We start from the raw sequence: 25,196 nt of genomic DNA, 5'->3' as shown, positions 1-25,196 counted from the left end.
GATAAGAACTTATGACAGAGCAAGCACAGATTGAACAAGCCATCTTGTTGATCGACGACGTTCCGCTGATTCTCGATTTGCTGCAGGATATTCTGGAAAGTCGAGGCTATCGGGTTATTCGCTCGGAAACTGGTGGTCAGGTGACGGAGATTCTGGACCGGGAAGATATCGCTCTGGTTTTCTGTGATGTCGCGCTGCCGGATATCAACGGTGTTGAAGTCTTGCGGATGATCAAACAGCACACCCCGGAAATACAAGTGATCATGATTTCGGGGCAGGAAGATTTTAATATCGCCCGTGAAGTGCTGCGTGAGCGAGCTCTCGATTACCTGGTCAAGCCGTTTACCCAGGAAGAAGTGCTGGAAGCTGTCAATCAGGGGCTGGATGCTTATCGGCACGCGGTCAACCAGAGCAGGGCTCGCCTGGAAGCACAGCGCCGCATGGGAGACCTGGTTCTGCTGAAAAAGATCGGTGAGACGGCCAGCTCTGGCAGTGATCTGCAGGAGTTGTTCGATCTGATTCTGGACTCAATTGTCGATTCTGCAGATGTTGAGGTCGCATCGCTGATGCTGGTAGAAGACGATGGTTTGTTACACATCGCTGCTGCGCGTGGATTGTCTGAAGAAATTGTTAATACTGTCCGTGTCGCGTCGGGTGAAGGTATTTCCGGACACGTTTTCGCCAGCCGTGAGCCTGTGTTGATCTCTAACATCGATCACGACAGCCGCTTTGAAGGTCATGTCGGGGGGAAACGCTACAAGGACCAGTCACTGTTGTCGGTACCGATTGTGGTGCGGGACGAGATCGTCGGTGTTATCAACGTTAACAACAAGCGTTCCGGCGGGTCGTTCGACCTTGAAGATCAGAATTTGCTTGTGGCGATTGCCAATCAGGTTGCCCTGGCAATGGAAAACTTCGAACTGGTTAACAGTTTGCGTTCACAAGCGGCAACTCTTGAGCGGACAAACGATGAACTGGTGCGGATGAACCGTGCCCGGACCCGCCTGGTATGCAACCTCTCTCACGAACTGAAAACGCCACTGACATCGATCATGGGCTATGTTGACCTGTCGCTGACCTTCTATGAAAAGCTCTCGGAAGCAGAGTTTAAAGAGCATCTGCAATTGGTCAGGGAGGAGGGTGAGCGGCTGGAAAAACTGATCACAGGTATGTTGCGCCTGTTTTCCATCGAGTCGGAACGTGAGGTTTGGCGCTGGAAAGCTTTCGGAGTGCCCTGGCCGGTAGCTGATTCTTTCCAGTACTACAACAAGCAGATGGCGACGCGGGAGCTTGCAACCGAGATCGATATTGAGGAAGACCTGCCTGAGGTTTATGGTGACCAGGAAAAATTCAGCATGGCTTTCAACTGTCTTGTGGATAATGCTGTCAAGTTCAACCGCGACGGCGGACTGATTCGAGTGAAGGCTGAGTCGCGCATGTTCGAAGGTTTGCAGTATGTTTATCTGCAGATCTTTAACCAGGGGCAGACCGTGCCGCTGGAAGCACGCAGCACAATTTTTAATTCCTACACCCAGCTGGGTGATATCGACACAGAAAAGCCACACGGTGTTGGAATCGGACTTGCCTTGGTGAAAGTTGTCGTAGACCGGATGAAGGGGGATATCTTCCTTGAAGAGGTCAAGGGCGAAGGAACCAGTTTCGGTATGTTGCTTCCGACAGAAGAGACTTACAACCAGCTTAAAGGTTAATTGACATGAGTCATTTTGATATTCCTGCAGGTTTCAGGTTTGCAGGCTTAGCGAGTGGGATCAAAAAGTCGGGTAAGCTCGACTTGGCTTTGATTTGCTCCGACCAACCTGCCGCGACAGCTGGAGTTTTTACCCAGAACAAGGTCTATGCCGCACCGCTACAGGTGACCAAACCGCGGATTGCTGGTGGGGTTTGTCAGGCTGTTTTGATCAACAGTGGTAACGCAAATGCCTGTACTGGCGAAGCGGGATTGCAGGTTGCGCAGCAGACGTCTCAACTAGTGGCAAAACAGTTGAATATTGATGAAGAATTGGTCGCTTTGGCTTCAACCGGGGTCATCGGTGTGCAACTGCCGATTATTCCTTTTGAACAGAATATGGATAAGCTGGTCGATGCTCTGGCTGAGGATCGGGCCCTGGTGGTTGCTGAGGCGATTATGACCACTGATGCCTATTCCAAAGTTGCTTCTGCTCGTTTTAGCGATGGTGAAAAAGCCTACAATATTCTTGGTCTGGCCAAAGGGGCGGGGATGATTCACCCCAATATGGCAACCATGCTCGGTTTTGTTCTGACCGATGCGGCAATCGATGCACAATTTCTCGATTCTGCTTTGCGTCAGGCTGTAAAGAAGAGCTTCAACTCGATTACAGTCGATGGCGACACTTCAACAAACGATACCGTTTTACTGCTTGCAAATGGTGCTGCTGGTGGGAAGAAAATTGAACCGGGCAGCGAAGCTGCTCAGGCGTTTGTTCAGCACCTCGAGCGGGTTCTTCTTGACCTGGCCAAGATGATTGTCCGTGATGGTGAAGGGGCAACAAAGTTAGTTGAAATTAAAGTACAGGGCGCTGAGTCAGAAGATGCTGCACGTACTGCAGCCAAGTCTGTGGCGACATCCTCTTTGGTGAAAACAGCCTTTTTCGGTGAAGACGCCAACTGGGGACGGATTATTTCAGCCGTTGGTTATTCCGGAATCGATGTTGATCAGAACAAAATCGATATCTTTTTCAATCAGGTTGCTGTGACTAAGGATGGCTTGTCGACCGGTCCTGAACTCGAGGCGGAAGCGACTGAAGTTCTCAAACTTCCCGAATTCACCGTCACGGTCGAGCTGAACCAGGGGGATACCTGCTCCAGTTATTACACCTCGGACCTCGGTTACGAATATATAAAGATCAACGCAGATTACCGGACCTGATTCCAGCCGATGAACAGCCCTGCCGGATTTATTGATCATACGTTGCTGAAGCCTGATGCGACGGAGTCACAGTTCGCTGTTCTCTGTGAAGAGGCCGTTGAACACGATTTCGCTTCAGTCTGTGTGCCTCCCCTGTTTGTTCCTTTTGTCGCCAATCAACTTTACGGTTCCAGCGTTAAAGTCTGCACCGTCGTAGGCTTCCCCTGTGGCTATAACAGCTTGCGTCAAAAGGTTGCGGAAACGGCTGAGTTGGTGGCTGCCGGTGCCGATGAGATCGACATGGTGATTTCCCTCGGTAATCTGCTTGCTGGTCACAGCTCTCTGGTTGAAGAAGAAATTGCTCAGGTCGTGTTAGCCGCTGAACAGAACCCGGTAAAAGTGATTATCGAGTGTTGCTACCTTTGTCCTGATCTTATCCGCAATGCAACTCAGCTGGTTGTCAGTGCTGGTGCCGCCTATGTGAAAACATCGACTGGTTTCGGGCCTTCCGGGGCAAAAGTTGAGGATGTCGCCCTGATGTCCGAAGTTGCGAATGGAAGGGTCGGTGTGAAAGCTGCTGGCGGTATCCGAGATCTGAAAGTTTTACAGCAGATGACTGCCGCCGGCGCAACCCGAATAGGGACCAGTTCCGGTGTCGCGATCATGCAGGAATGGCAGAAGCAAACTTATGGCGCACGCTAATTCCTTTCAACGCGTTGTCCTGATCGTGCTAGACGGTGTCGGTATCGGTGCTTTGCCGGATGCCTCTGAGTACGGCGATCAGGACGCTGCGACCTTGCCTCATGTTGCCGCAGCAGTCGGAGGCTTACCGCTGAACAATCTGGCGAAACTCGGACTTGGTGAGTTGATTGACTTGCCGGATACAATTTCTCAGCCAAAATGCTGCTACTGGGGACGGATGGCAGAGCAAAGTGAGGGCAAGGATTCCGTCACCGGGCATTGGGAGCTGGCCGGGGTTATCCAAGATAAAGCTTTTGCGACTTTTCCGCATGGTTTCCCTGCAGAAATTATTGATCAGTTTGCCGCTGAAACCGGTCTTGCCCCGCTGGGGAACATTGCCGCCAGTGGTACAGATATCCTGCGGCAACTGGGCGAAGAGCATGTGCGTACTGGCCGTCCAATCGTTTATACGAGCAGTGATTCTGTCTTTCAGATCGCTGCCCATGAAGATGTCATTCCGCCCGAGCAGCTTTATGGAATCTGCCGTATTGCAGAGAAAATCCTGTTGCCATTTAATGTTTGCCGCGTGATCGCGCGGCCGTTTAGCGGAACCTCTGCGGATAATTTCAAAAGAACCTCCGGCCGTCATGATTTTCCGCAGAAGCCTTCTGCTCCGACTCTGTTGCAGAAAATGAAAAAAAACGGGTTTGCAACTTATGGTGTCGGGAAAATCAATGATCTCTTTGCTGGAGAGGGGCTGAGCAAGGTTCTGCCAAGTAAGAACAATGCCGAGGGAATGGCAAAAACTTTACAGGCTTTAGCGCAAATAAAGTATGGTCTGGTCATGACCAATCTGGTCGATTTTGATATGCTGTATGGGCATCGTTTGGACTATCAGGGGTTTGCTTCGGCTCTGCTCGATTTTGACCGCTGGTTACCCGAACTTCAGCAGAACTTTGGAGATCAGGATCTGTTGTTGATTACCGCCGATCATGGCTGCGACCCAACAACTCCGGGAACCGATCATACGCGTGAATATGTTCCACTGTTGGCGTGGTCGCCCTCTCTGCGGGAACAGGGGAGTCTTGGTGAACGGAGTTCTTTTGCTGATGTTGGTGCGACGATTGCGGAAAATTTCGCTATCGATTTCTCCACTGGTCATAGTTTTCTGGCTGATCTAGTCTGAAAATAGATAATTTTTCTTCCCCCGATGGAGGGTATGATGTTGAAAGGTTTCCTTGGCGCTGTTGTTACTTGCTTGCTGTTTGCTTTGCCTGCAACGGCAGAGCTTCTGGTCGCGGATGCAGTTATTACGACGGCTATCGAAAAGCAGATGCCGGTTGATAACATTAAAAGTTATCCGGCAGATTACGGTAAGCTGTTTTGCTTTACCAGAGTTACAGGCGCTGAAGCGGCAACCAGTGTAACCCATGTCTGGTACTATCAGGATAATGAGATGGCACGGGTGACTTTGCCAATCGGTTCAGCTGACTGGCGAACCTATTCATCCAAGAGGTTTTTGCCGCAATGGTCTGGACAATGGAAAGTTGTTGTCGTTGATGAGGAAGGGCAACAATTGATAGAAGTACCATTCGTGCTGGAATAGTTGAGTTTTCAATAATAAAAAGGCGACCTGTTTAAGGTCGCCTTTTTCGTGTTTAATATATAAGCTTTGCCCGCTACTTTTTCTTTTTTGCGGCGCGTGCTTTTGCCAGATTGTCGGCTAGGCCACGATCTACAGCCATCTGGCGACGGCTTTCGGAATAGTTTTTCGCGGCAAGCGATTGGCTACGCGGAATGTCAAATTGCTTGCGATATTCATTGGCAGTCATGTCGTGTGAAGTTTTCAGGTGGCGGGAAAGAGTTTTAAAGCCTTTACCGCATATCATGCAGTAAATTTTATCTTTGCCGAATGCTTTTTTGCGGGATACTGCGGGGGCTTCTTCAGTAGCTTCTGCCTCTGCAGCTTCAACCGCTTCACCTTTTTCCAGCGCAGACAGGGCGGCATGAACTTCGTTCAGTTCGGCAATCAATTCATCTTTTGACATGGGGGTGGTGGAAGCGTGTGCAGCAATAATTTCAGCTGCCATTTCCATGATGTTAGCCATTACTTTCTCCTTTTGGGGAACTTGATGATGTAAACAGTTTAACGATTACTCCCCCTCATGATTGTAAAGAGGGATATTTTTAGACTGGCCACAAAGTAAAATCAAGAATAAATTGAATAAAAGATTCAAGTTTAGATAAAAATAGCAGATATATTTTATTTTTCTACTTCATGCTTCGAAATATTCATTGATTAGTATGTAAATTGTTGAGCGGACAAAATATGGATATCAGGAAAACGATTGAACAACGCGAAGAAAAAACTCTTTCACCGCATGCCTGTTTAAGCAAAAACTCTAAGGGAAGGCAACGGGAAAGCAAATCATGCTCAATACGTACTGTTTTTCAGCATGATCGTGATCGCATTTTGCACAGCAAGTCATTTCGACGTTTGAAGTACAAAACGCAAGTTTTTCTTTCGCCTGAAGGAGACCATTATCGAACCCGATTAACTCACACCCTGGAAGTTTCCCAGGTTGCCAGGACTATCGCTCGAGCATTGTGTCTGAATGAAGATCTGACTGAAGCTATTGCGCTGGGTCACGATCTTGGTCACACGCCTTTCGGTCACGCAGGCGAACGGGTGTTGCATGAATTAGTGCCGGGGGGCTTTCATCACGTTCGACAGAGCCTGCGCGTTGTAGATATTCTTGAGAAGGATGGAGAGGGGCTTAACCTGACATATGAAGTGCGCGATGGTATTTTGAAGCACTCCAAGGGGCAGGGGGGGCTGCTGACACCGGATCCTGATTCGGCCGCGGTGACGCTGGAAGGGCAGGTTGTCCGTTTGGCTGATATTATTGCTTATGTCAGTCATGATCTTGATGACGCCATTCGTGGCGGAGTGATCGCTGAGGACGACGTACCAAAAGAAATATCTCAGGTTGTCGGTTTGAAGCATTCCCGACGGATCGATTGCATGGTGCGAGATTTGATCAGTGCAAGCTTGCAGCGGGAAACCTCAATCGGCCTGTCCGATGAGATGGATGAAGCTATCAGGGCGCTACGCAGCTGGCTCTACGATCATGTTTACCGTATCGACAGGGTTCATCAGGATTTCGTCCGGGCTTCTCATCTGCTGCGTGAGCTTTTTCTCTACTTTATTGATAATGAAGAGACTTTTCTATTGCATGGTGGGCGCAGATTGAAAGGTGACAGCCTGGAAATTTCAGTTGCCGATTTTATTGCCGGCATGACTGATCGTTTCGCCTTGTCACTCTATGATAAGCTCTTTTTACCGCATCCGTGGCGGGTCCTTTGATGCGTGGTAACTTATTGAATTTGCCTAGGGAAGAGCTTGACAGTCACTATGCCCTATGCTAGCGTTAAAAGCGCTTTATGTGGAAAACTCAACGAGATTTGCTTGCTTAGAGGTTTCATGCCCCAATCGGTTGCCAGGAAACTGATTTTTCGTGTTGGAGAAACGGGCTTCCTGCTTGATTTAGACCGGTTGGTGGAGATTTGCGAACAGGTTGCAGAAAAAATTGACGGAAATTATGTAGATGCCGAATTGGGAATCATAGGCGCCCTTTCTTTTCGTCAGACGCAGATTCCAGTGATCGACCCAGCAATAACCCTGGGAATTGAAACTTCCTGCCCTTTGGTTGATAAGCGCGCATTGGTTTTGAAGGGGAGCGAGGGAAACTGGGCTTTGCTGGTTGATTGTGTCGAAGAAATTGTATCGATAGACAAGCTTGACTCGTGTGACATTCCCCCCTTGTTGAAGCCTGCCATCGCAGCAGCGTATTCGCAAATGAGCTTGTTTGCAGGGGAGCCGATGGTACATTTTGAGCTGGATAGGTTTTACGCTTTCGGAGCGCCTTCCTGATGGAACGCCTCGGGTTATTTGTTTTCAGCGGCAGTTTTTATGCTGTGCCTTTGATAACGCTACGCAAAATTGTTCATCAGCAAAATGGATATCTTTTACCAAAGCTTCCGTTGGCTGTCAGTGAAGTTCTGGTAGAAAACAAGCAGTTGATCCCCCTGGTTGCGTTGCCGGGTCAGGACTTGGGTCGGATTTCGGAAAACAGAGGGGCGGAATACAAGGTGTTGGTAGAATCCGAGGCTGGGACGATCGCTTTGCCCGCTGACGAGACTTGCGGAATCATTGCTGCACATAAAGGCGAACTCTTGCCTGCGGAAGAAGGTGAAAGCGCCGGAATTAAGGGTCGTTTCAACTATCAATCAACCGATTATCACATACTGGATATCGACTTTTTAGCTCTGAGGATGACTCAGGTAACAGATAAAGTAGCCTGATATCGATGGTGCGGGAGGCATCAATGACAAAAAAGATTTTGCTGGCTGATGACAGTATTACTATTCAGAAAGTCATCGGGATTATCTTTGCTACCGAAGATTATCAACTCATCACTTGTGATGACGGTGACGAGGCTTTTTCCAAAGCACTCGAAGAATATCCCGATCTGGTCATAGCCGATGTCTCCATGCCGGGAAAAGATGGTTTCGAACTCTGCGAAGCGATAAAGTCGCAAGGAGGCCTGTCAAATACGTCCGTTATGCTGATGCCAGGAACTTTCGAGCATTTTGATGAAAGCCGGGCCGAAGCAGTTGGCGCTGATGGCTGGTTAAGTAAGCCTTTTGAGTCCCAGGCTCTACTCGATAAAGTTGCCCAGCTGATCGATGCGGAACCGATCCGTTTAGATTCTGCGGCAGCAGCCCCTGTCCCTGAAACTGAGCCAGTAGAAGAGTTGGCAGAGGAAGAAGTCGTCGACGATTTCTCGGCGGAAGAAACTCCTCTTGAGATGGAAGATGTGGCTGAAGAGGCTCCGGCCGGGGATGATTCTGCTGACGATATTTGGGATGCCGTCTCTTTTGAAGAGGAAGACCTGCAGCAAAGTGAAGAGTCGGTCGATCTCGTCGCCGAGGGCGTGGCGGAACCGGCCGAAGAGGAGCCGCTCAGTTTTGCTGGTGAAGAAGAACCGCTTGAGTTGACCGAGGAAGTCGAAGAGCTGGAGGAAGAGGTTCTTGAAGAGTTGGAGGACGAAACTCTTGAGGAACCGGAAGAGATTCTTGAATTGACCGATGTTGAGGAAGAAGTACCTCTCGGGCTGACCGAAGAAGAGGTCGTTGAAGAAGAGGCCGTTTCTTTCGGTGAAGATCCGGTAGCGGAATTTGCTTCCCCGGTTGAAGAAAATGTCGAGACTTTGCCAGAAGTTGAGCCTTTGGACGAAGAGGGCGCCGAAGACGAGGAGGAAATCCTCGATCTGGCAGAAGGCGACATTCTGGAAGAAGAACCTGTCGGGGATGAGATTGTCGAACTGGTTGATGAGGTTGTCGAAGAACCTTCTGTAGAAGAAGACTTGGCCGAGTTTGAGCCAGAGGATATTGGTGAGTTTGCCGAAGAAGCGCCTGCCGAGTTTGAGCCGGAAGATATCGGCGAGTTTGTGGAAGAAGAGCCTGCAGTTGAAGAAACTGTCGAGCTGGCGCCTGAGACAGAAGATGATTCGCTAGTTGAGCCTGTGGCCTTTGCTGCCGGCGCGGCAGCGGTAGCGGCCGTTGCTGCAAGCGGATCTGACGAAGCTGCCCCTGAGGCAGGGGTTTCTGTCGAACAGGTAGAGCAGCAGCTTCGCGAGCTGTCCGAGGATGAGCTGAAAGAGGTTGTTGCCAAGGTTGCCGGACCGACCATCGAGAAGCTGGCGAACGAAATGCTCGAAAAGATTGTCTGGGAGGTTGTGCCCGACCTGGCCGAGTCGATGATTCGCGAAGAAATTCGTAAAATTCGTCAAGGCGCAAGCGAATAAAATAAAGCTGCAATAACGGTGCTTTTCCTACGGGGGGAGGCAGGGAAGTCTTGACTTCCTCGCCTCCCCCCTTTATTGTCCCCCCGGTACAGTCCCCATCATATAGCACCTGTAAATATAAGGAACATCGACGATGAAAACTGAACTGCCCAAAGGTTACGAACCGGCTCAGGTTGAACAGAAATGGTTTGATGTCTGGGAACAGCGGGGAGATTTCCATGCTGATGAGAAATCGGAAAAGCCGCATTACTCTATCGTTATCCCGCCACCGAATGTAACCGGCGTTTTGCATATGGGCCACGCGCTCAACAATACCCTTCAGGATATCCTCTGCCGCTGGAAGCGGATGACTGGTCATGAAGTTCTCTGGATGCCGGGAACTGACCATGCAGGAATCGCAACCCAGAACGTCGTTGAGAAACAGCTCGCTGCAGAAAACAAAGATCGCCATGACTTGGGCCGGGACAAATTTGTCGAGCGTGTCTGGCAGTGGCGTGAAGAATCGGGTGGGCAGATTATCAATCAGCTCAAACGCCTCGGTGCCTCCTGTGATTGGCAACGTGAGCGTTTCACCATGGATGAAGGCCTGTCAAAGGCCGTGCGTGAAGTTTTTGTCCGCCTTTACCAAGATGGCCTGATTTACCGCGATAACCGCCTGATCAACTGGTGTCCGCGTTGCCACACTGCGCTCTCAGACCTTGAGGTTGAGCATGATGATAAAAAGGGTAACCTCTGGCATTTGAAATATCCGGTGAAGGGGAGCGATCAATACCTGATTGTCGCAACGACCCGTCCGGAAACTATGCTGGGCGATACGGCTGTCGCTGTTAATCCGGAGGATGAGCGTTATAAAGGGCTGATCGGCAAGACAGTGCTGCTACCGCTGGTTGACCGTGAAATTCCGATTATCGCTGACGATTATGTCGATATGGAGTTTGGCTCCGGCGCGGTAAAGATCACCCCGGCCCACGATTTCAATGACTTTGAAATGGGCAAACGGCATGACCTCGAATTTATCAATATTTTCGATGAATCGGGCAATGTCAACGAGAACGGTGGACCGTACAACGGGCAGGAGCGCTATGAAGCGCGCAAGAATGTTGTTGCCGATCTCGAAGCCAAAGGGCTGCTGGAAAAAATCGACGACTACGCTAATGCGGTTGGTGAGTGTTACCGTTGTAAAACCATCATCGAACCTTATATGAGCAAGCAGTGGTACGTTGCTGTCGGCCCACTTGCAAAAGAGGCGATCAAGGCGGTTGAGGGTGGTGACACCAAAATTGTACCGGCGCAGTGGGAGAAAACCTACTACGAGTGGATGTACAACATTCAGGACTGGTGCATCAGTCGCCAGATCTGGTGGGGGCACCGTATCCCGGCCTGGTATTGCGACGACTGCGGTGAGATTACTGTTGCCATGGAAGATGCGACCAGTTGCGCAAAGTGCGGTAGCGCGAATATCCGGCAAGAAACAGATGTTCTCGATACCTGGTTTTCTTCCGCCCTCTGGCCGTTTTCGACCATGGGTTGGCCGGAACAGACCGATGCTCTGAAGAAGTTCTACCCAACCAGCTGCCTGGTTACCGGTTTCGACATCCTCTTCTTCTGGGTCGCCCGCATGATGATGATGGGCCTCAAATTCATGGATAATGTCCCGTTCAAAGAGGTCTATATCCATGCCCTGGTGCGTGATGCTCATGGGCAGAAAATGAGTAAGTCGAAGGGCAACGTCATTGACCCGTTGACGATTGTTGATGAATACGGTGCTGATGCTTTCCGTTTTACTCTCTGCGCATTCGCAGCCATGGGCCGCGATATCAAGCTGTCGACCGAGCGGATTGGTGGCTATCGCAACTTCGTCAACAAACTCTGGAACGCTAGCCGTTTTGCCCTGATGAACCTGGAAGGTTTCGATCCGTCGTCTACGAAGCTGGAAGATTTTGAGCTGTCGCAGGCTGACCAGTGGATTCTCGACCGTTTTGCTAAGACTGCGGAAGAAGCGAACACAGCGCTTGAGGATTACAAGTTCAATGATGTCGCTGGCGCGCTCTATTCATTCACCTGGCATGAGTTCTGTGACTGGTATGTTGAGCTGAGTAAGGAAGATCTGTACGGCGATGACTCGCAGGCGAAGCAGCGTGCCCAGACTGTTCTCTATACAGTGCTCGAAGGCCTGTTGCGATTGTTACATCCAATACTGCCGTTCGTCACTGAAGAAATCTGGCAGGCGCTGCCGGGAGAGCGGCCGGCAATCTCGATTATGCAGGCTGATTATCCGACCGGTGGATTCTGTTCTGTTGATTCTGCTGCTGTCGAGCGGATGGAATTGCTGATGGATGTTATTCGCGCGATTCGCAACATCCGTGGTGAGTTGGATGTTCCGCCGGGTAAAAAGATTGCCGTTGATCTTGATTGTAAATCGACTGCTTCGGTCAGCGCAATTGAAGCAGGTCAGGCCTATATAAAATCGCTGGCACGTGTTGAAACACTGCAGATTGCGGTTGGCCTTGAGCATCCGAAACAGGCATCGACTCAGGTTGCCGGAGATGTTGAGGTTTTGATCCCTCTGGCCGGGCTGATTAATGTTGAAGAGGAGGAGTCGCGTCTCAACAAGGAAATTGCCAAGGTGCAGAAGGATGTCGACTTTTTTACGAAAAAGCTCTCTAACGAAAAATTTGTCGCCAACGCTCCACCACAGGTGCTGGAAAAAGACCGTGGAAAGTTGCAGGCTGCGGAAGAAAAGCTGACAATTTTGCAGCAGAGTCTTGAGAAAATCAGCAGTCTTAAATAGTTGACAAAAAAGCCCGGAAAGGCAATGACCTTTCCGGGCTTTTTTATGTGTAACCTTAGAATATTCCTACCATAACGATCTTTAGAACGATGTATGATTAGAATTCCCATAAGTTGGGCTTTTTTTGTTTAAATTTCCGATAATGTTTAGTATACAGTATACGATTTGATATACTCAAACCGTTAAGGTTTAGTTGATTCTATTTAACCGCTTTTCGAATGAGTTCGAAGCACGATTCCAGGAAAAGGAGGTCATGCAGAGCTGGCGGACGTCCGCCAGGGAGAGAGATGGCTCAGTTACAAATCAAAAAACCGGGATTGAGCCCCCGGGACGTTCTGGTGATTGAGTCAGGGATAAGCCCCTGACGAATATCAATTCACATTCTTCGAGGGATAGACACTATGCATTTGTTTACAAGCACTGTGGGAAGAAAGATTCTGATGGCGGTCACCGGCTTGCTGCTGGTCGGCTTCATCACGATCCATCTGATCGGAAACCTGACGATTTTCGCAGGTAACGAGGCAATCAATATCTATGCCGCTGGGTTGCACAGCATGCCGCCGGTTGTCTGGATTTTCCGTCTGGTTATTCTGGTGTTGTTCGCAATTCACATCACCTTTGGTATCCAGCTGACTGTGGAGAACAGCGCAGCGACTCCTGAGCAATATGCCATTCAGGTGACGCAGAAAACCACCTTTGCTGCGAAATCCATGATCTACACCGGTTTGATCATTCTGGCTTTCATTTTGTACCACCTCCTGCATTTCACCATGCATGTTGTACACACTGATGCCATCGAGCCTTACAACCAACTTGTTAACGGCCGTCACAACGTGTTCGGCATGGTTGGCACCAGTTTCCAAAGCGCATTTATCACTATTGCGTATGCAATCGCTATAATCGCTTTGGCGTTCCACCTGACACATGGCCTCCAGAGCTTTATTCAGACCCTTGGTTGGAGTAATGGCCCGAGCCAAGACAAGGTTTCGGCTATCGGCAAATTGGTTGCTATTGCGTATGGTGTACTTTATGTTGCCATTCCGCTGGCTTTCCTCTTCCATATTCTAAAGGTTTAGGGGGTTTATTGTGATTCTCGACGGAAAAGCACCCACAGGTCCAATTGAAAAAACTTGGGATAAGCACCGCTTTGACATGAAGCTGGTCAATCCTGCAAATAAGCGTAAATTCAAAATTCTGGTGGTTGGTACCGGTCTTGCCGGCGGCGCCGGTGCGGCATCATTGGGCGAGCTCGGCTACAACGTCGAAGCCTTCTGCTATCAGGATAGCCCACGTCGTGCCCACTCTATCGCTGCTCAGGGTGGTATCAACGCTGCCAAAGCGTATCCAAACGATGGTGACTCCATTTATCGCCTGTTCTATGACACTGTTAAAGGCGGCGATTTTCGCGCCCGTGAAGCTGACGTTTATCGTCTGGCTCAGGTGTCGAACAACATTATCGACCAGTGTGTCGCTCAGGGCGTTCCTTTCGCACGCGACTATGCCGGTTACCTTGATAACCGCTCCTTCGGTGGTGCCCAGGTTTCCCGTACTTTCTACGCCCGTGGCCAAACCGGTCAGCAGTTGCTGCTTGGCGCTTACTCGGCTCTTTCCCGTCAGGTGAAAGCCGGTACTGTCAAGATGCACCCGCGTACAGAAATGCTTGATCTGGTTGTCGTTGACGGCGTTGCCAAAGGTATCACTGTTCGTAACCTGATCACCGGTAAGATCGAGTCTCACTGGGGCGATGCTGTTGTCCTGGCAACTGGTGGTTTCGTTAACGTTTTCTACCTGTCAACCAACGCAATGGGTTGTAGTGTTACGGCAATCTGGAAAGCCGCTAAGAAGGGCGCCTATATGGCGAACCCTTGTTACACCCAGATTCACCCGACCTGTATCCCACAGCACGGCGACAAGCAGTCGAAACTGACTCTGATGTCCGAATCCCTGCGGAATGATGGTCGCTGCTGGGTCCCCAAGAAGGTAGAAGACTGCGAAAAGAACCCGAATGACATTCCGGTGGACGATCGCGACTACTACCTCGAGCGTAAGTATCCTTCTTTCGGTAACTTGGCTCCGCGTGATATCGCATCTCGTGCTGCAAAAGAGCAGTGTGATGATGATCGTGGTGTTGGACCCGGCAAGCGCGGTGTTTACCTCGATTTCAAAACAGCTATCGATCGTGTTGGTCAGCCGATGATTGCCCAGCGCTACGGTAACCTGTTTGAAATGTACGAAAAGATAACCGATGAGAATGGTTACGAGCGCCCGATGCGTATCTACCCGGCACCGCACTACTCCATGGGTGGCCTCTGGGTTGACTACGAGTGCCAGAGCAACATTCCTGGTCTGTTTGTTCTCGGTGAGGCGAACTTCTCGGTTCACGGCGCTAACCGCCTCGGTGCTTCTGCATTGATGCAGGGCCTGGCTGATGGTTACTTCGTTATTCCTTACACCATCGCACCGTATCTGGCGAGCTTGACTCCGGGCACCGTTAAAGAAGATCACCCAGCCTTCAAAGAGTCGGCTGAGCAGGTCGAAGCCCAGATCAACAAGCTGCTGAACATCAACGGCAAGAAGACTGTCAGCGAGCTGCACCGTGAACTCGGTTCGGTTATGTGGGAAGACGTTGGTATGGCACGTAGTGACGCCAGCCTCAAGCATGCGCTGAAGCGGATTCCGGAAATTCGTGACGAATTCTGGAACAACGTCAACGTTACTGGCGAAGCAGGTGAGCTCAACCAGCAGCTCGAAAATGCCGGTCGTTTGGCCGACTTCCTCGAGTTCGCTGAAGTGATGGCCAAGGATGCCCTGCATCGTGAAGAGTCCTGTGGCGGCCACTTCCGCACTGAGCATCAGACTGACGATGGCGAAGCGATGCGTGACGACGAGAACTTCTGTTACGTCGGTGCGTGGGAATTCAAGGGCGTAGACAAAGAGCCTGAGTTGCACAAAGAGCCCCTGAAATTCGAAAACGTCAAACTTGCCGTGAGGAGTTACAAATAATGAACTTGACATTGCATGTATGGCGCCAGAAGGGGCCACAGGTAAAAGGTAAGCTTGAAACATATCAAGCTAAAAACATCAGCGAGGATCAATCTTTCCTTGAGATGCTCGATGATGTTAACGAAGATCTGATCAAAGCCGGTAAGGATCCGATTGCATTTGACCATGACTGCCGTGAAGGTATCTGTGGTATGTGCTCTCAGGTGATCAATGGCAAGGCACATGGTGGTGACGAGAGAACGACCGTTTGCCAGCTGCATATGCGTCGTTTCAACGACGGCGACGACATTGTTATCGAGCCTTGGCGTGCAAAAGCTTTCCCGGTCCAGAAGGACCTGATCGTTGACCGTGCAGCTCTGGATGTGATCATGCAGGCTGGTGGTTACACCTCCTGTCACACTGGTGGTGTTGCTGACGGTAATGCACTGCTGATTCCGAAGCCGACTGCCGACTATGCCATGGACGCTGCTGAGTGTATCGGTTGTGGCGCTTGCGTCGCTTCCTGCCCGAACAGCTCGGCAATGCTTTTCACCAGCGCCAAGGTTGCTCAGCTGGCCGCTTTGCCTCAGGGTAAAGCCGAAGCAAAAGATCGCGTCAGAAACATGACTCAGGCTCTGCTTGACGAGGGTTTCGGTAACTGCACCAACCACTATGAGTGTCAGGACGCCTGTCCGAAAGGTATCAGTGTTAAGTTTATTGCTAAACTGAACCGCGAATACCTCAAGACTGTCGCTAAGTAAGTCTTTTATTCGATTAATAGAATTAGTTTTTTTGTGCTATATGGGCGAATCTTTGGATTCGCCCATATTTTTGTTCAGGTGGGGAGGTTTTGTGCATAGAGATAGGGCAAATCACTTCTTGATCAGCAAGACTGTACTGAACTCTTCCATCATTTTGTTTTTTATCAGTTTACAACCAAGTCTTTGATATTTTTGTCGAACATCAAAATTGTATTCCCACAGAATGCCGGACAGCAGAATTTTTGTACCCGGTTTCGCTTTGGAAATTAAATTGTCAGCGACATCAAGCAGGATATCTCCGTAAATATTTGCCAAAATCAAATCGAACCCATCCTCGCCCAGTTTGTCCAGAGTTCCGCAGACATGTGTAACCCTCTTATTGACACCATTCCGTTCGCAGTTTCGCTCGCAGCTGCGAACGGCGTAGGCCTCAATATCGACGCACCACGCATGCTGTGCCCCTAAAAGAAGTGCCGCAATCGAGAGGATGCCAGTTCCGCTGCCGAGATCAAGAACTTTTTCATTTCCTTGCAGATTCATTTGTTCCAGAAATTCCAGGCAGCTTCGGGTGGTTTCATGCTCGCCGGAGCCGAATGCGCCGCGCTCCATTGTCAGGTGGATAAAGTCTCCTTCCGGAGGAGTGATATCCGGTGGGAGAATGCAGAAACGAGTGCCGAGGACAAAAGGTTGATAATCTTCCTTCACAAGAATCTCCGTGATTACATTGCAATTGTCTGCAGAATCAAAAGGATAATGGTGTAACTGACTGCAGAACTGAGGGTCGACAGCATGACGATAGAACCAGCCAGTTCTGCGTCACCTTTCATTTGTGCCGCCATAATGTAGGTCGCGGTCGCAGCGGGTGTGCCAGCCATGAGAATGCCGACCCCAAAATCAGTCCCCGTAACATTCAAAAAGCTGAGCAGTAAAGCAGCAACGAGTGGCAGCAGCGCCAACTTGACTATCGTTGCCAGCCCGGCGACTCTTAGATCGCCTTTTAAACGCTCCATGGAAAAAGCGCCACCAATTGCCAGCAAAGCCAGCGGCAGAGTGAGTCCGGTCGTGATATTCAGGGCCCGGTCAATAACGATCGGTACGGGCAGGTGCCAATAGCTCCAGATAACACCGAGAAAAGATGCAATGATCAGTGGGTTGAGTGCTATCTGGGTGAGCCAGTTCGGTTGTTTTTCAGCTGTGCTTCCGCGGTGGGGAAGCAATAACGCCAAAATGGCAAAAAAATTCAGAACAGGGACAAGAAAACCCATCAAAATGCCGGCACGAGTTAGTCCATCGTCGCCGTAAGCGTTCATGCAGATTGCCAGGCCAACATAAGCCAGGTTGCCACGAAAAGCGCCTTGGCAGAAACTTCCACGAACAGCTGGGAGGTAGTGCCGCAACCCGCTGTAGCTGTAGGTTAGAAGAAAGCCGATTGCAATGACCAGCGAAGAACCGATGACCAACTCTGCATTGAAGTAGCTGGCAAAGTCCGCTTTGCCAATTTTATGAAACAGCAATAGCGGCAAAAAGACGACATATACCAGTTTGTTGGTCTGTTGTACGAAATGATTATCGAACAGGCTCAACTGGAACAGGAGCTGTCCGAGTCCGATGACCAGAAAAACTGGCAAGACAATGATAAGAGTGTCGATAAACAGCGTCATGCAACCTCCGGAACGGGGGCAGCATAGCCTAGATTAAAGTGACTGTCTATTGGCATCAAGGATTGTTGTTGCCGGCTTGTCTGGACAATGGAAACAGGAGTTGTGTAGACTCCTTGCTTGGGTCGTACGTGGCTTCAATAAATAATACAAACTAGCATTCTGGTAGGAGAGTTCTTCCCATGTTCGTCCGTTGTTTTCTTGTTCTGATTTTGCTGCTGTTGCCACTATTTAGTGCCAATGCAGCTGAACGACGCACCCCTGTGGTCGAAGCTATTGCAAAAGCGCGCGATGCTGTTGTCAACATCCGTACCGAAGAGATTGTTCAAAGGCGCAGCACTCCATTTTTCGGTTTTGGAGATTCGATCTTCGAGCAGTTCTTCAACGATATGTTGCCGCCGCGCAGCTACAAGACCCAGTCACTCGGTTCCGGTGTGATTATTTCTGCCGACGGGCATATTCTCACTAACGCTCACGTGGTTGAAAAGGCATCAAAGATTTTCGTCGCTCTGCCGGAAAGAAACAAAGAGCTGGAAGCCAGGTTGATCGGAATCGATGGGCGCATCGATCTGGCGGTTTTGAAAATTGAAGAGAAGGGGACCTATCCTTTTTTGCAGCCTGCTCGCTCCGATGATCTGATGCTTGGAGAATCGGTTATTGCCATCGGTAACCCTTTGGGGCTTGGCCACTCAATTACGACCGGCATCATCAGCTCAACCAAAAGACAAATTCAGATCGCCGATGGTTTTTCTTCGGTTTTTATTCAGACCGATGCTCTGATCAATCCCGGCAACTCGGGTGGGCCTTTAATCAACATCAACGGAGAACTGGTCGGTATCAACACTGCAATCGCACGCCAGGCTCAGGGAATCGGTTTTTCCATCCCGATCGATACCGCTAAACGGGTCCTTAACGATCTGATCGATTATGGCAAGGTGCGTCACGTCTTTCTGGGCATCATTCCGGTTGAAGTCAGCAGCTCTTTTACGCGTTCGCGCGGTGACGGTGGGGTGCTGATCGAAGAGTTGCTGGAAGACTCTCCCGCTGAAAAAGCTGGCTTCCAGATTGCCGACGTGGTGCTGGCGATTGATGGTGTCCCGATTGCGTCGATTGATGAATACTATTCGCTCCTGCAGACGTACACTCCTGATGACACGCTTGATATAACTCTCCTGCGTGGGTTGAAAGAGCAGCAGAAAAAGGTACGATTAACCTCCTTGCCGAAAGGATATGAATTATCATATACTCGGCGCACTTTTGGTTTTACGTTGAAGCAAGGCCGCCGTGGTGTTTTGATCGACGAGGTTGTCGATGACTCGCCAGCAGATAAAATCGGTCTGCAGCGTGGAGACGGAATCGCCAAAGTGGCTGGCATCGAAATCGAAAAGTTGACCGATTTCGAAACTGTTATCGGAGAAAAAATCGGTCGCTTGCCACTCTCTTTCCTGGTTGTACGCAACAATCGGGGCTATCTGATCGAACTGCCGTAAATAAAGGATTTAACTGATGCGGATAAAAACACTGACGACCTTGGTTCTGGTGCTGCTGGCAACTCTGCTTCTTTCTGCCTGTGGCGATCAGCAAACACAGGACCAACCTCAAGTGGCTGCAAATTTGGGTAAAGGAAGCCCGGCACCCAACTTTACTCTACTCGATATGCAGGGCAATAATGTTTCACTGGCGGACCTGAAAGGGAAAGTGGTTATTCTCAATTTCTGGGCAACCTGGTGCCCTCCCTGCCGGGAAGAGATGCCTTCGATGGAGATGCTGCATCGCAAATTCAAAGATCAAGGACTGGTGATGCTTGCAGTCAACGTTGAAAAGGATGGTAAATCGCTGGTCGATGCGTTTCTCAAGCGTACCCCCTACAGTTTCCCGATCCTGCTTGATGTCGATGCTGAAGTACAAAACATGTATAAAGTATTCCGTTTCCCGGAAACCTACATCATTGATCGTAACGGCAACATTGTCGAAAAGGTGATCGGTGCCATCGACTGGACTTCACCGAAGGCTGTACAGTTGATCAACTTCCTGCTGAACGGTTAACAAGGAGTCTTTTTTCATGGGCGCTTCCGGTGCTGATGTCACCATCTGGATCGCATTTACTGCGGGTCTTCTTTCTTATTTTTCACCCTGCGTTTTGCCATTGATTCCGTCGTACCTGACTTATATCTCTGGCTTATCCTTTGGTGAGCTGAACGATACGCACGCTGGGGGCAAGGTGCGGATGACGGTTATTCTGCATTCCCTTGCCTTTATCGCCGGGTTTTCAGCAATATTTATCGCGTTAGGTGCGTTGGCCGGGCTGGCATCTTCGACCTTTCAGGCCAACATGCGGGAAGGCCTGGGAATCATCCAGAAGGTCGGGGGCGTGTTGATATTCCTCTTTGGTATCCACTTAAGCAGCCTGTTTCCTTTCGGCATGCTGTTGGGGGAAAAGCGGATTCAGTTGCGCAATAAGCCAACGGGCTTTGTCGGTACCTTTTTCGTCGGCATCGCTTTTGCCGCTGGCTGGACCCCCTGTATCGGCCCGATCCTCGGGGCTATACTGGCTATTGCTGCCAGCAGCACAGGTGGAGCAGGCAAAGGTATTTTGCTGCTTTCGGCGTATTCGTTGGGGCTGGGGATTCCCTTCCTGATATCCGGTATTTTGTTTCACAGCTTTCTCGGTTTCTTTAATCGTTTCAAAAAGCATATTCGGGTTGTCGAGATCTGCACTGGAGTGCTGCTGATGGTTGCGGGTGTATTGCTTTTCTTTGATATGTTTACCCGTATCGCTGGTTATCTCTACACCATCTTTCCGCCAGCCTGAAAAGTTACTAAAACCGTTGTGATTTCAAGGCGTCCGCAGGGACGCCTTATTTTGTTGCGCGCCGATTTTGCTTGACCTTTTCGCCTTATTTTTCTAGTTTCTGAAAATCGTTTTCAATTTCTTGCTATGCAGAGGATAGAGCGATGGATCAGGTTAAACTGTTCAACGAGTACCTCAATCAACAGGGGCTGAAGAACACCAGCCAGCGGATGGTGATTCTGGAGGCATTTCTGGCGTCTGACTCCCATCTCTCGACCGAAGAACTGTATTTGCAGCTGCGGGCGGACCACCCCAAAATCGGCTACGCGACAGTACATCGCACCCTGAAACTGTTTGCAGAATGCGGCATTGCTGCCGAGCGCAATTTTGGTGATGGCCAGACCCGTTTCGAGCCTGTTCATGGCGAGGAGCATCATGATCATCTTATCTGTACCAAGTGCGGACTGATCATCGAGTTCGAAGAGCCGCAGATCGAAAAACTGCAGGAGTCGGTTGCAGCAGCCCATCACTTCACCATCAAGAACCATCGCCTGGAACTTTACGGTCTTTGTGCAGCCTGTGCTGCGGACGGCCAGTGATTATCAAACTTTAGCTTTTCGAGAGTCCGCAGAAATTATGGCAGAGCAGCAACAGCCGTTACCGAAAGTTGTTTTGGTCGGTAACCCCAATGTCGGTAAAAGCGTCCTGTTTAATGTTTTGACCGGCGCCTACACTACCGTTTCCAACTACCCCGGGACATCGGTCGAAGTTTCGCGCGGGCAGTGCGAAATCGCCGGAACTGATTACGAAATCCTCGACACCCCCGGTATGTATTCAATCATGCCGATTACAGAAGAGGAGAGGGTGGCGCGGCAGATCCTGCTGCAAGAAACTCCTCACGCTGTTTTGCATGTGATCGATGCCCGCAATATCGAGCGGATGCTGCCGATGACACTGCAATTGATTGAAGCCGGTCTGCCGATCATTCTGGTGGTCAACATCCTCGATGAAGCGAAGCGACTCGGTATGGAGATCGATCTGCAGAAACTGCAGAAGAACCTTGGTGTTCCGGTCATCGGTACAGTTATGAAGCGCCGTCAGGGGTTGCCAGAGCTACAACAGGCGATCAGCGAATACGCATCTGTGCCACACAAAACATTCACTTATGGCAGCGATCTGGAGCGCGACGTCACGCGTTTGGCTACAGTTATCAAAGGGGACTACCGGTTCAGCAAGCGTGCGACCAGCCTTTTGCTGATGCAGAAGGATGAAGATGTCGAACAGCTGATTGTGACTGGTGAGAATACTGAAAATCTTGAATTGCTGCAGACGCTGGTGCGAGATGTCATTTTCGAGCGTCGTGCTGATTTGCACCTGCAGATCAGCATGGAACGCAAGAAAATCTGTAAGCAGATGCTTGACGGAGTCGTTCAGCAGACCGAGCTGTCCGAAAAAGAGCCTTTTGCCGAACTCCTGTCGCGATGGACTGTTAATCCTTGGAGTGGCGTACCGATTTTGCTGTTGGTTGTTTATTTTGGTCTTTACAAGTTCGTCGGAGGTTTTGGTGCGGGGACACTGGTCGATCTTCTGGAAGGCAACATTTTCGAAGAATATATCAATCCACCGGTGATCAATTTTGTGCAGCAGCATGTTTCCGCCGAGTGGTTGTTTGAGCTGTTGGTCGGCGAGTACGGTCTCTGGACGCTGGGAATTCGTTATGCCGTTGCGCTGGTGCTACCGATTGTGGGAACCTTTTTCCTGATGTTTTCGCTGCTTGAAGACACGGGCTATTTCCCGCGCTTAGCTTTGCTGGTCGATCGCGTGTTTAAAAAGATCGGACTCTCAGGGCGTGCAGTTATTCCGATGGTCCTCGGTTTCGGTTGCGACACTATGGCAACAATGGTGACACGAACACTGGAAACCGTGCGCGAGCGTATTATTGCCACCATTCTCCTGGCACTGGCGATCCCTTGTAGCGCTCAGCTTGGTGTCATACTCGGTCTTCTCTCCGGAGTTCCTGGTGCACTGGCTGTCTGGCTGCTGGCAATGATTCTCGTCTTCCTGCTGGTCGGTTTGCTGGCCGCGAAAGTGATGCCGGGCGAGCACCCGATATTTTACATGGAATTGCCGCCGATGCGCCTGCCGCAGCTGCGTAATGTGCTGGTGAAAACTTTGAGTCGCATGCAGTCTTATTTCATGGAGATACTGCCGCTCTTCCTGTTTGCCTCTTTTATTCTCTGGTCGCTGAAAATGCTCAATGTGCTGGAAGGATTAATCGGTGCGTTGTCTCCGGTAGTGCGAGCGATCGGACTGCCTGTTGAAGCAACATCCGCTTTTGTCTTCGGCTTTTTCCGCCGAGACTTCGGTGCTGCCGGATTATACGACCTGCAAACGAATGGCTTGCTGACGCCAGCTCAATTGACCGTTGCAGCAGTAACCTTGACCTTGTTTGTACCCTGCATTGCCCAGTTCCTGATGATGAAGAAAGAACGGGGCTTGCGGGTCTCAGTGTCGATTTTTGTTTTTGTCTCTCTGCTTGCCTTTTCATGTGGCTGGGTTCTGAATAAAATCTTGCTGACCACGGGTTTACTGGCATGAATTGCGGCCTGTGCGGCAAGGAAATTCCGGCCGATTTAGGTCCGGGAGACGGAAAAAGTCCCTGCGGAAGTTGCCGAGGGGGCTGTCGCAAGATACATTGTCCTTATTGCGGTTACGCCAATCCGGCACCGGGAAAATTTCTGCGCAAAATGCTGCAGAAAAATAACGAGGAAAAAACTGATGAGTAAAGTGTCGCCAAAAGCGGAAGAAATACTCGAATCGCTCTGGATCGCCACGGTTGAAGGTGACGACGTTGGCTTCCTGCTCAGCGACTGTATTCTGTCGCCGGAGGATCTGCAGGAAGGGATCGATGAACTGGTCAAGCTTGCCTATGTCGAGGTGAAGGGTGATCGTGTTTACCTGCGGCGTGAAGGCCGCCCCGAAGCGGAGATGACGGTTCGCCGCCACCGACTGGCAGAGCGCCTGATGATGGACATTCTTGATATTCAGGGTGCTGAGGGCAATGAGCAGGCTTGCGCCTTCGAGCATCTGCTGCACCAGGGCGTCGACACCAAAATCTGTACCCTGCTTAACCACCCGACCACCTGTCCGCACGGCAAGCCGATCCCACCCGGAACCTGTTGCGAGGAAGCCCGCAAGCAGGGCTCCCCAGGCATTGTTCCTTTAACCGAGTTGAAATCGGGCGAGATGGGTGAAATTGCCTACCTCGCTGCCAGCGATGGCAAGAAAATGCAAAAACTGATGAGTATGGGCGTGTTGCCCGGCAGTGAACTGCAACTGTCGCAGACCTTTCCCAGTTACATTTTCAAGGTTGGCCATTCACAGTTTGCTGTTGACGATATGCTTGCGCGTGAGATCTTTATCAGGCGGCCGACGAAATAATCATTCGGGGCGATCCACTGGGTCGCCCTTTTCATTTTCCGGGGCTGTTTTTTGCGTTCGTTTGCGTTATACTCCCCGGCCAATTCGTTATCAATTCCAGGGAGAATTTAAATATGTTCCGCGAACCGAAAGAGACCGTCAAAGAATTGCAGGAAAAACTCCAGGACCTCTGGAGGTATCTTTGACGTCGATGCCAAGCGTGAACGGGTTCAGGAATTAGAGGCAGAAATCGCCGACCCCGAATTCTGGAATCAGGGTGACAAAGCGCAGGAACTGCTGAAAGAAAGAACCACACTGCAGAAAATTGTTGAGGATTGTGATTCGGCTAAGCAGCAGTTGGAAGATGCACAGGTCCTGATTGAACTTGGTGAAGAGGTAGAAGACGAAGAGTCTCTTGCCGAGGTCAACGAAATGCTTCCAGGCGTGGCCAGGCAGATTGATAAAATGGAATTCGCACGCATGCTCTCCGGTGAGCATGACGCCAATAACGCGACGTTGAGTATCAATGCCGGAGCTGGTGGTACTGAGGCACAGGATTGGGCCGGTATGCTGCTGAGGATGTATTTGCGCTACTGTGAGCGCAAAGGGTTCAAAACAGAGTTCACAGAATACCTGCCAGCTGATGAAGCTGGTATTAAAAGCGCGACGATTGAAGTCAAAGGGGATTATGCCTACGGTTACCTGCGAGCCGAGAATGGTATTCATCGCCTGGTACGGATTTCCCCCTTCGACGCTGCTGCAAAGAGACACACCTCGTTCTGTTCGGTGTTTGTTTTCCCCGAGCTCGATGATTCAATCGATATCGAAATCGAAGAGAAGGACATCAAGGTCGATACCTTTCGCGCCAGTGGTGCCGGTGGCCAGCACATCAATAAGACCGACTCGGCGATCCGGATCACTCACCTGCCGACGGGAATTGTTGTTTCCTGTCAGAATCAGCGGTCTCAGCACAAGAACCGTGCAACAGCGATGAGTCAGCTCAAGGCCCGCCTTTACGAAGCGGAGATGCGCAAGAAGGAAGAGGAGGCCGCATCCTTCTCCGAAGATAAAAAGGAGATCGGTTTTGGCAGCCAGATCCGTTCTTATGTATTGCACCCCTACCGCATGGTGAAAGATCACCGTACCAGCCATGAAGTTGGCAATACTGATGCGGTTCTCGACGGTGATCTTGATGGGTTTATTGAAGCCTATCTGCTGCGCGGGAAATGATTTTTCGTGAATATATATCGATAGAACAATGTCCCATTTTTACGGCGCTTTTTTCTTTGGAAAAAGCGCCGTAAATACTTGACTCGTGAGATGTTTTCCGTTAGCTTCAGCGGTTAAATTTCCCC

At 50.3% G+C, this 25,196-nt stretch carries 23 protein-coding genes; 20 read left to right on the top strand and 3 right to left on the bottom strand.

Annotated features, from left to right (window positions below):
• The first annotated feature begins 11 nt into the window (after nt 1-11).
• Genes BUB13_RS01685 through BUB13_RS01665 form a run of 5 tightly spaced genes read left to right on the top strand, consistent with a single transcriptional unit; the run spans nt 12 to nt 5,174 of the window.
• The gene (locus BUB13_RS01685) at nt 12-1,709 is read left to right on the top strand and encodes a response regulator (RefSeq protein ID WP_072905013.1); all 1,698 of its coding nucleotides are present in this window, start codon (nt 12-14) and stop codon (nt 1,707-1,709) included.
• 5 nt (nt 1,710-1,714) lie between these two features.
• Nucleotides 1,715-2,908, top strand: coding sequence for a bifunctional glutamate N-acetyltransferase/amino-acid acetyltransferase ArgJ (gene argJ, locus BUB13_RS01680; protein ID WP_072905012.1), 1,194 nt, complete (start codon nt 1,715-1,717; stop codon nt 2,906-2,908).
• 9 nt (nt 2,909-2,917) lie between these two features.
• Entirely contained in the window at nt 2,918-3,589 is a 672-nt protein-coding gene (gene deoC, locus BUB13_RS01675) for a deoxyribose-phosphate aldolase (protein ID WP_072905011.1), read from the top strand.
• Nucleotides 3,576-4,754: a phosphopentomutase gene (locus tag BUB13_RS01670; protein WP_072905010.1), complete on the top strand. Its 1,179-nt coding sequence runs from the start codon at nt 3,576-3,578 to the stop codon at nt 4,752-4,754. The genes deoC and BUB13_RS01670 overlap by 14 nt, the downstream gene beginning before the upstream one ends.
• Nucleotides 4,755-4,790: 36 nt before the next feature.
• Complete coding sequence (locus tag BUB13_RS01665) at nt 4,791-5,174, top strand: DUF2914 domain-containing protein (RefSeq protein WP_072905009.1); 384 nt, start codon at nt 4,791-4,793, stop codon at nt 5,172-5,174.
• 73 nt (nt 5,175-5,247) lie between these two features.
• Here BUB13_RS01665 and BUB13_RS01660 read toward each other — a convergent pair whose 3' ends face one another.
• Nucleotides 5,248-5,676, bottom strand: a complete 429-nt coding sequence (locus BUB13_RS01660) for a Ros/MucR family transcriptional regulator (RefSeq protein ID WP_072905008.1) — start codon at nt 5,674-5,676, stop codon at nt 5,248-5,250.
• Between the two features lie 221 nt (nt 5,677-5,897).
• On the opposite strand from BUB13_RS01660, the gene BUB13_RS01655 reads away from it, so the two are divergent.
• The 8 genes from BUB13_RS01655 to BUB13_RS01620 all read left to right on the top strand — a co-directional run bounded on the left by BUB13_RS01655 (nt 5,898) and on the right by BUB13_RS01620 (nt 15,972).
• Complete coding sequence (locus BUB13_RS01655; protein WP_072905007.1) at nt 5,898-6,935, top strand: deoxyguanosinetriphosphate triphosphohydrolase; 1,038 nt, start codon at nt 5,898-5,900, stop codon at nt 6,933-6,935.
• A gap of 117 nt (nt 6,936-7,052) precedes the next feature.
• A complete protein-coding gene (locus BUB13_RS01650; RefSeq protein ID WP_161947602.1) occupies nt 7,053-7,502 on the top strand; it encodes a chemotaxis protein CheW in 450 nt (149 codons plus the stop codon).
• Entirely contained in the window at nt 7,502-7,933 is a 432-nt protein-coding gene (locus BUB13_RS01645) for a chemotaxis protein CheW (RefSeq protein WP_072905005.1), read from the top strand. Before BUB13_RS01650 ends, BUB13_RS01645 begins: the two co-directional genes overlap by 1 nt.
• A gap of 23 nt (nt 7,934-7,956) precedes the next feature.
• Nucleotides 7,957-9,438 carry a response regulator gene (locus BUB13_RS01640; RefSeq protein ID WP_072905004.1) on the top strand — a complete coding sequence of 494 codons (1,482 nt, stop codon included), beginning with the start codon at nt 7,957-7,959 and terminating at the stop codon, nt 9,436-9,438.
• Between the two features lie 133 nt (nt 9,439-9,571).
• Nucleotides 9,572-12,229, top strand: coding sequence for a valine--tRNA ligase (locus BUB13_RS01635; protein WP_072905003.1), 2,658 nt, complete (start codon nt 9,572-9,574; stop codon nt 12,227-12,229).
• Nucleotides 12,230-12,630: 401 nt separating this feature from the next.
• Complete coding sequence (locus BUB13_RS01630; protein WP_072905002.1) at nt 12,631-13,305, top strand: succinate dehydrogenase cytochrome b subunit; 675 nt, start codon at nt 12,631-12,633, stop codon at nt 13,303-13,305.
• Between the two features lie 10 nt (nt 13,306-13,315).
• The gene (locus BUB13_RS01625; RefSeq protein WP_072905001.1) at nt 13,316-15,232 is read left to right on the top strand and encodes a fumarate reductase/succinate dehydrogenase flavoprotein subunit; all 1,917 of its coding nucleotides are present in this window, start codon (nt 13,316-13,318) and stop codon (nt 15,230-15,232) included.
• On the top strand, nt 15,232-15,972 hold the full coding sequence (locus tag BUB13_RS01620) for a succinate dehydrogenase/fumarate reductase iron-sulfur subunit (RefSeq protein WP_072905000.1): 741 nt from the start codon (nt 15,232-15,234) through the stop codon (nt 15,970-15,972). Before BUB13_RS01625 ends, BUB13_RS01620 begins: the two co-directional genes overlap by 1 nt.
• Before the next feature lie 111 nt (nt 15,973-16,083).
• Here BUB13_RS01620 and BUB13_RS01615 read toward each other — a convergent pair whose 3' ends face one another.
• Both BUB13_RS01615 and BUB13_RS01610 read right to left on the bottom strand, forming a co-directional pair.
• The gene (locus tag BUB13_RS01615) at nt 16,084-16,677 is read right to left on the bottom strand and encodes a 50S ribosomal protein L11 methyltransferase (RefSeq protein ID WP_139249272.1); all 594 of its coding nucleotides are present in this window, start codon (nt 16,675-16,677) and stop codon (nt 16,084-16,086) included.
• Between the two features lie 14 nt (nt 16,678-16,691).
• Nucleotides 16,692-17,633: an AEC family transporter gene (locus BUB13_RS01610; RefSeq protein WP_072904998.1), complete on the bottom strand. Its 942-nt coding sequence runs from the start codon at nt 17,631-17,633 to the stop codon at nt 16,692-16,694.
• 179 nt (nt 17,634-17,812) lie between these two features.
• On the opposite strand from BUB13_RS01610, the gene BUB13_RS01605 reads away from it, so the two are divergent.
• The 7 genes from BUB13_RS01605 to prfB all read left to right on the top strand — a co-directional run bounded on the left by BUB13_RS01605 (nt 17,813) and on the right by prfB (nt 25,071).
• Entirely contained in the window at nt 17,813-19,120 is a 1,308-nt protein-coding gene (locus BUB13_RS01605) for a trypsin-like peptidase domain-containing protein (protein ID WP_072904997.1), read from the top strand.
• Between the two features lie 16 nt (nt 19,121-19,136).
• A complete protein-coding gene (locus tag BUB13_RS01600; protein ID WP_072904996.1) occupies nt 19,137-19,676 on the top strand; it encodes a TlpA disulfide reductase family protein in 540 nt (179 codons plus the stop codon).
• 16 nt (nt 19,677-19,692) lie between these two features.
• Complete coding sequence (locus BUB13_RS01595; protein ID WP_072904995.1) at nt 19,693-20,442, top strand: cytochrome c biogenesis CcdA family protein; 750 nt, start codon at nt 19,693-19,695, stop codon at nt 20,440-20,442.
• A gap of 143 nt (nt 20,443-20,585) precedes the next feature.
• The gene (locus tag BUB13_RS01590; protein ID WP_072904994.1) at nt 20,586-21,020 is read left to right on the top strand and encodes a Fur family transcriptional regulator; all 435 of its coding nucleotides are present in this window, start codon (nt 20,586-20,588) and stop codon (nt 21,018-21,020) included.
• Nucleotides 21,021-21,057: 37 nt separating this feature from the next.
• On the top strand, nt 21,058-23,019 hold the full coding sequence (gene feoB, locus BUB13_RS01585) for a ferrous iron transport protein B (protein WP_072904993.1): 1,962 nt from the start codon (nt 21,058-21,060) through the stop codon (nt 23,017-23,019).
• A 180-nt stretch (nt 23,020-23,199) separates the two neighbouring features.
• Nucleotides 23,200-23,862 carry a metal-dependent transcriptional regulator gene (locus BUB13_RS01575; RefSeq protein ID WP_072904991.1) on the top strand — a complete coding sequence of 221 codons (663 nt, stop codon included), beginning with the start codon at nt 23,200-23,202 and terminating at the stop codon, nt 23,860-23,862.
• A 113-nt stretch (nt 23,863-23,975) separates the two neighbouring features.
• Nucleotides 23,976-25,071, top strand: a protein-coding gene (gene prfB / locus BUB13_RS01570) for a peptide chain release factor 2 (protein ID WP_208610105.1) whose coding sequence is annotated in 2 segments (ribosomal slippage) — nt 23,976-24,044 and nt 24,046-25,071 — 1,095 coding nt in all. Because the reading frame shifts where the segments join, the coding sequence is not laid out codon by codon here.
• Nucleotides 25,072-25,196: the final 125 nt, after the last annotated feature.

Source organism: Malonomonas rubra DSM 5091 (genome assembly GCF_900142125.1).
In the GTDB taxonomy this organism is placed as follows: Bacteria; Desulfobacterota; Desulfuromonadia; order Desulfuromonadales; family Geopsychrobacteraceae; genus Malonomonas; species Malonomonas rubra.
This window is presented reverse-complemented; position numbering and strand designations above follow the sequence as displayed.

Bases quoted from the DNA above. Each gene is read 5' to 3' on its own strand.
- BUB13_RS01640 (WP_072905004.1), top strand. From the start codon at position 7,957: ATGACAAAAAAGATTTTGCTGGCTGATGACAGTATTACTATTCAGAAA.
- BUB13_RS01670 (WP_072905010.1), top strand. From the start codon at position 3,576: ATGGCGCACGCTAATTCCTTTCAACGCGTTGTCCTGATCGTGCTAGAC.
- BUB13_RS01600 (WP_072904996.1), top strand. From the start codon at position 19,137: ATGCGGATAAAAACACTGACGACCTTGGTTCTGGTGCTGCTGGCAACT.
- BUB13_RS01620 (WP_072905000.1), top strand. From the start codon at position 15,232: ATGAACTTGACATTGCATGTATGGCGCCAGAAGGGGCCACAGGTAAAA.
- feoB (WP_072904993.1), top strand. From the start codon at position 21,058: ATGGCAGAGCAGCAACAGCCGTTACCGAAAGTTGTTTTGGTCGGTAAC.
- BUB13_RS01645 (WP_072905005.1), top strand. From the start codon at position 7,502: ATGGAACGCCTCGGGTTATTTGTTTTCAGCGGCAGTTTTTATGCTGTG.
- BUB13_RS01575 (WP_072904991.1), top strand. From the start codon at position 23,200: ATGAGTAAAGTGTCGCCAAAAGCGGAAGAAATACTCGAATCGCTCTGG.
- BUB13_RS01685 (WP_072905013.1), top strand. From the start codon at position 12: ATGACAGAGCAAGCACAGATTGAACAAGCCATCTTGTTGATCGACGAC.
- BUB13_RS01660 (WP_072905008.1), bottom strand. From the start codon at position 5,676: ATGGCTAACATCATGGAAATGGCAGCTGAAATTATTGCTGCACACGCT.
- argJ (WP_072905012.1), top strand. From the start codon at position 1,715: ATGAGTCATTTTGATATTCCTGCAGGTTTCAGGTTTGCAGGCTTAGCG.
- BUB13_RS01605 (WP_072904997.1), top strand. From the start codon at position 17,813: ATGTTCGTCCGTTGTTTTCTTGTTCTGATTTTGCTGCTGTTGCCACTA.
- BUB13_RS01655 (WP_072905007.1), top strand. From the start codon at position 5,898: ATGGATATCAGGAAAACGATTGAACAACGCGAAGAAAAAACTCTTTCA.
- BUB13_RS01635 (WP_072905003.1), top strand. From the start codon at position 9,572: ATGAAAACTGAACTGCCCAAAGGTTACGAACCGGCTCAGGTTGAACAG.
- BUB13_RS01630 (WP_072905002.1), top strand. From the start codon at position 12,631: ATGCATTTGTTTACAAGCACTGTGGGAAGAAAGATTCTGATGGCGGTC.
- BUB13_RS01590 (WP_072904994.1), top strand. From the start codon at position 20,586: ATGGATCAGGTTAAACTGTTCAACGAGTACCTCAATCAACAGGGGCTG.
- deoC (WP_072905011.1), top strand. From the start codon at position 2,918: ATGAACAGCCCTGCCGGATTTATTGATCATACGTTGCTGAAGCCTGAT.
- BUB13_RS01595 (WP_072904995.1), top strand. From the start codon at position 19,693: ATGGGCGCTTCCGGTGCTGATGTCACCATCTGGATCGCATTTACTGCG.
- BUB13_RS01650 (WP_161947602.1), top strand. From the start codon at position 7,053: ATGCCCCAATCGGTTGCCAGGAAACTGATTTTTCGTGTTGGAGAAACG.
- BUB13_RS01665 (WP_072905009.1), top strand. From the start codon at position 4,791: ATGTTGAAAGGTTTCCTTGGCGCTGTTGTTACTTGCTTGCTGTTTGCT.
- BUB13_RS01610 (WP_072904998.1), bottom strand. From the start codon at position 17,633: ATGACGCTGTTTATCGACACTCTTATCATTGTCTTGCCAGTTTTTCTG.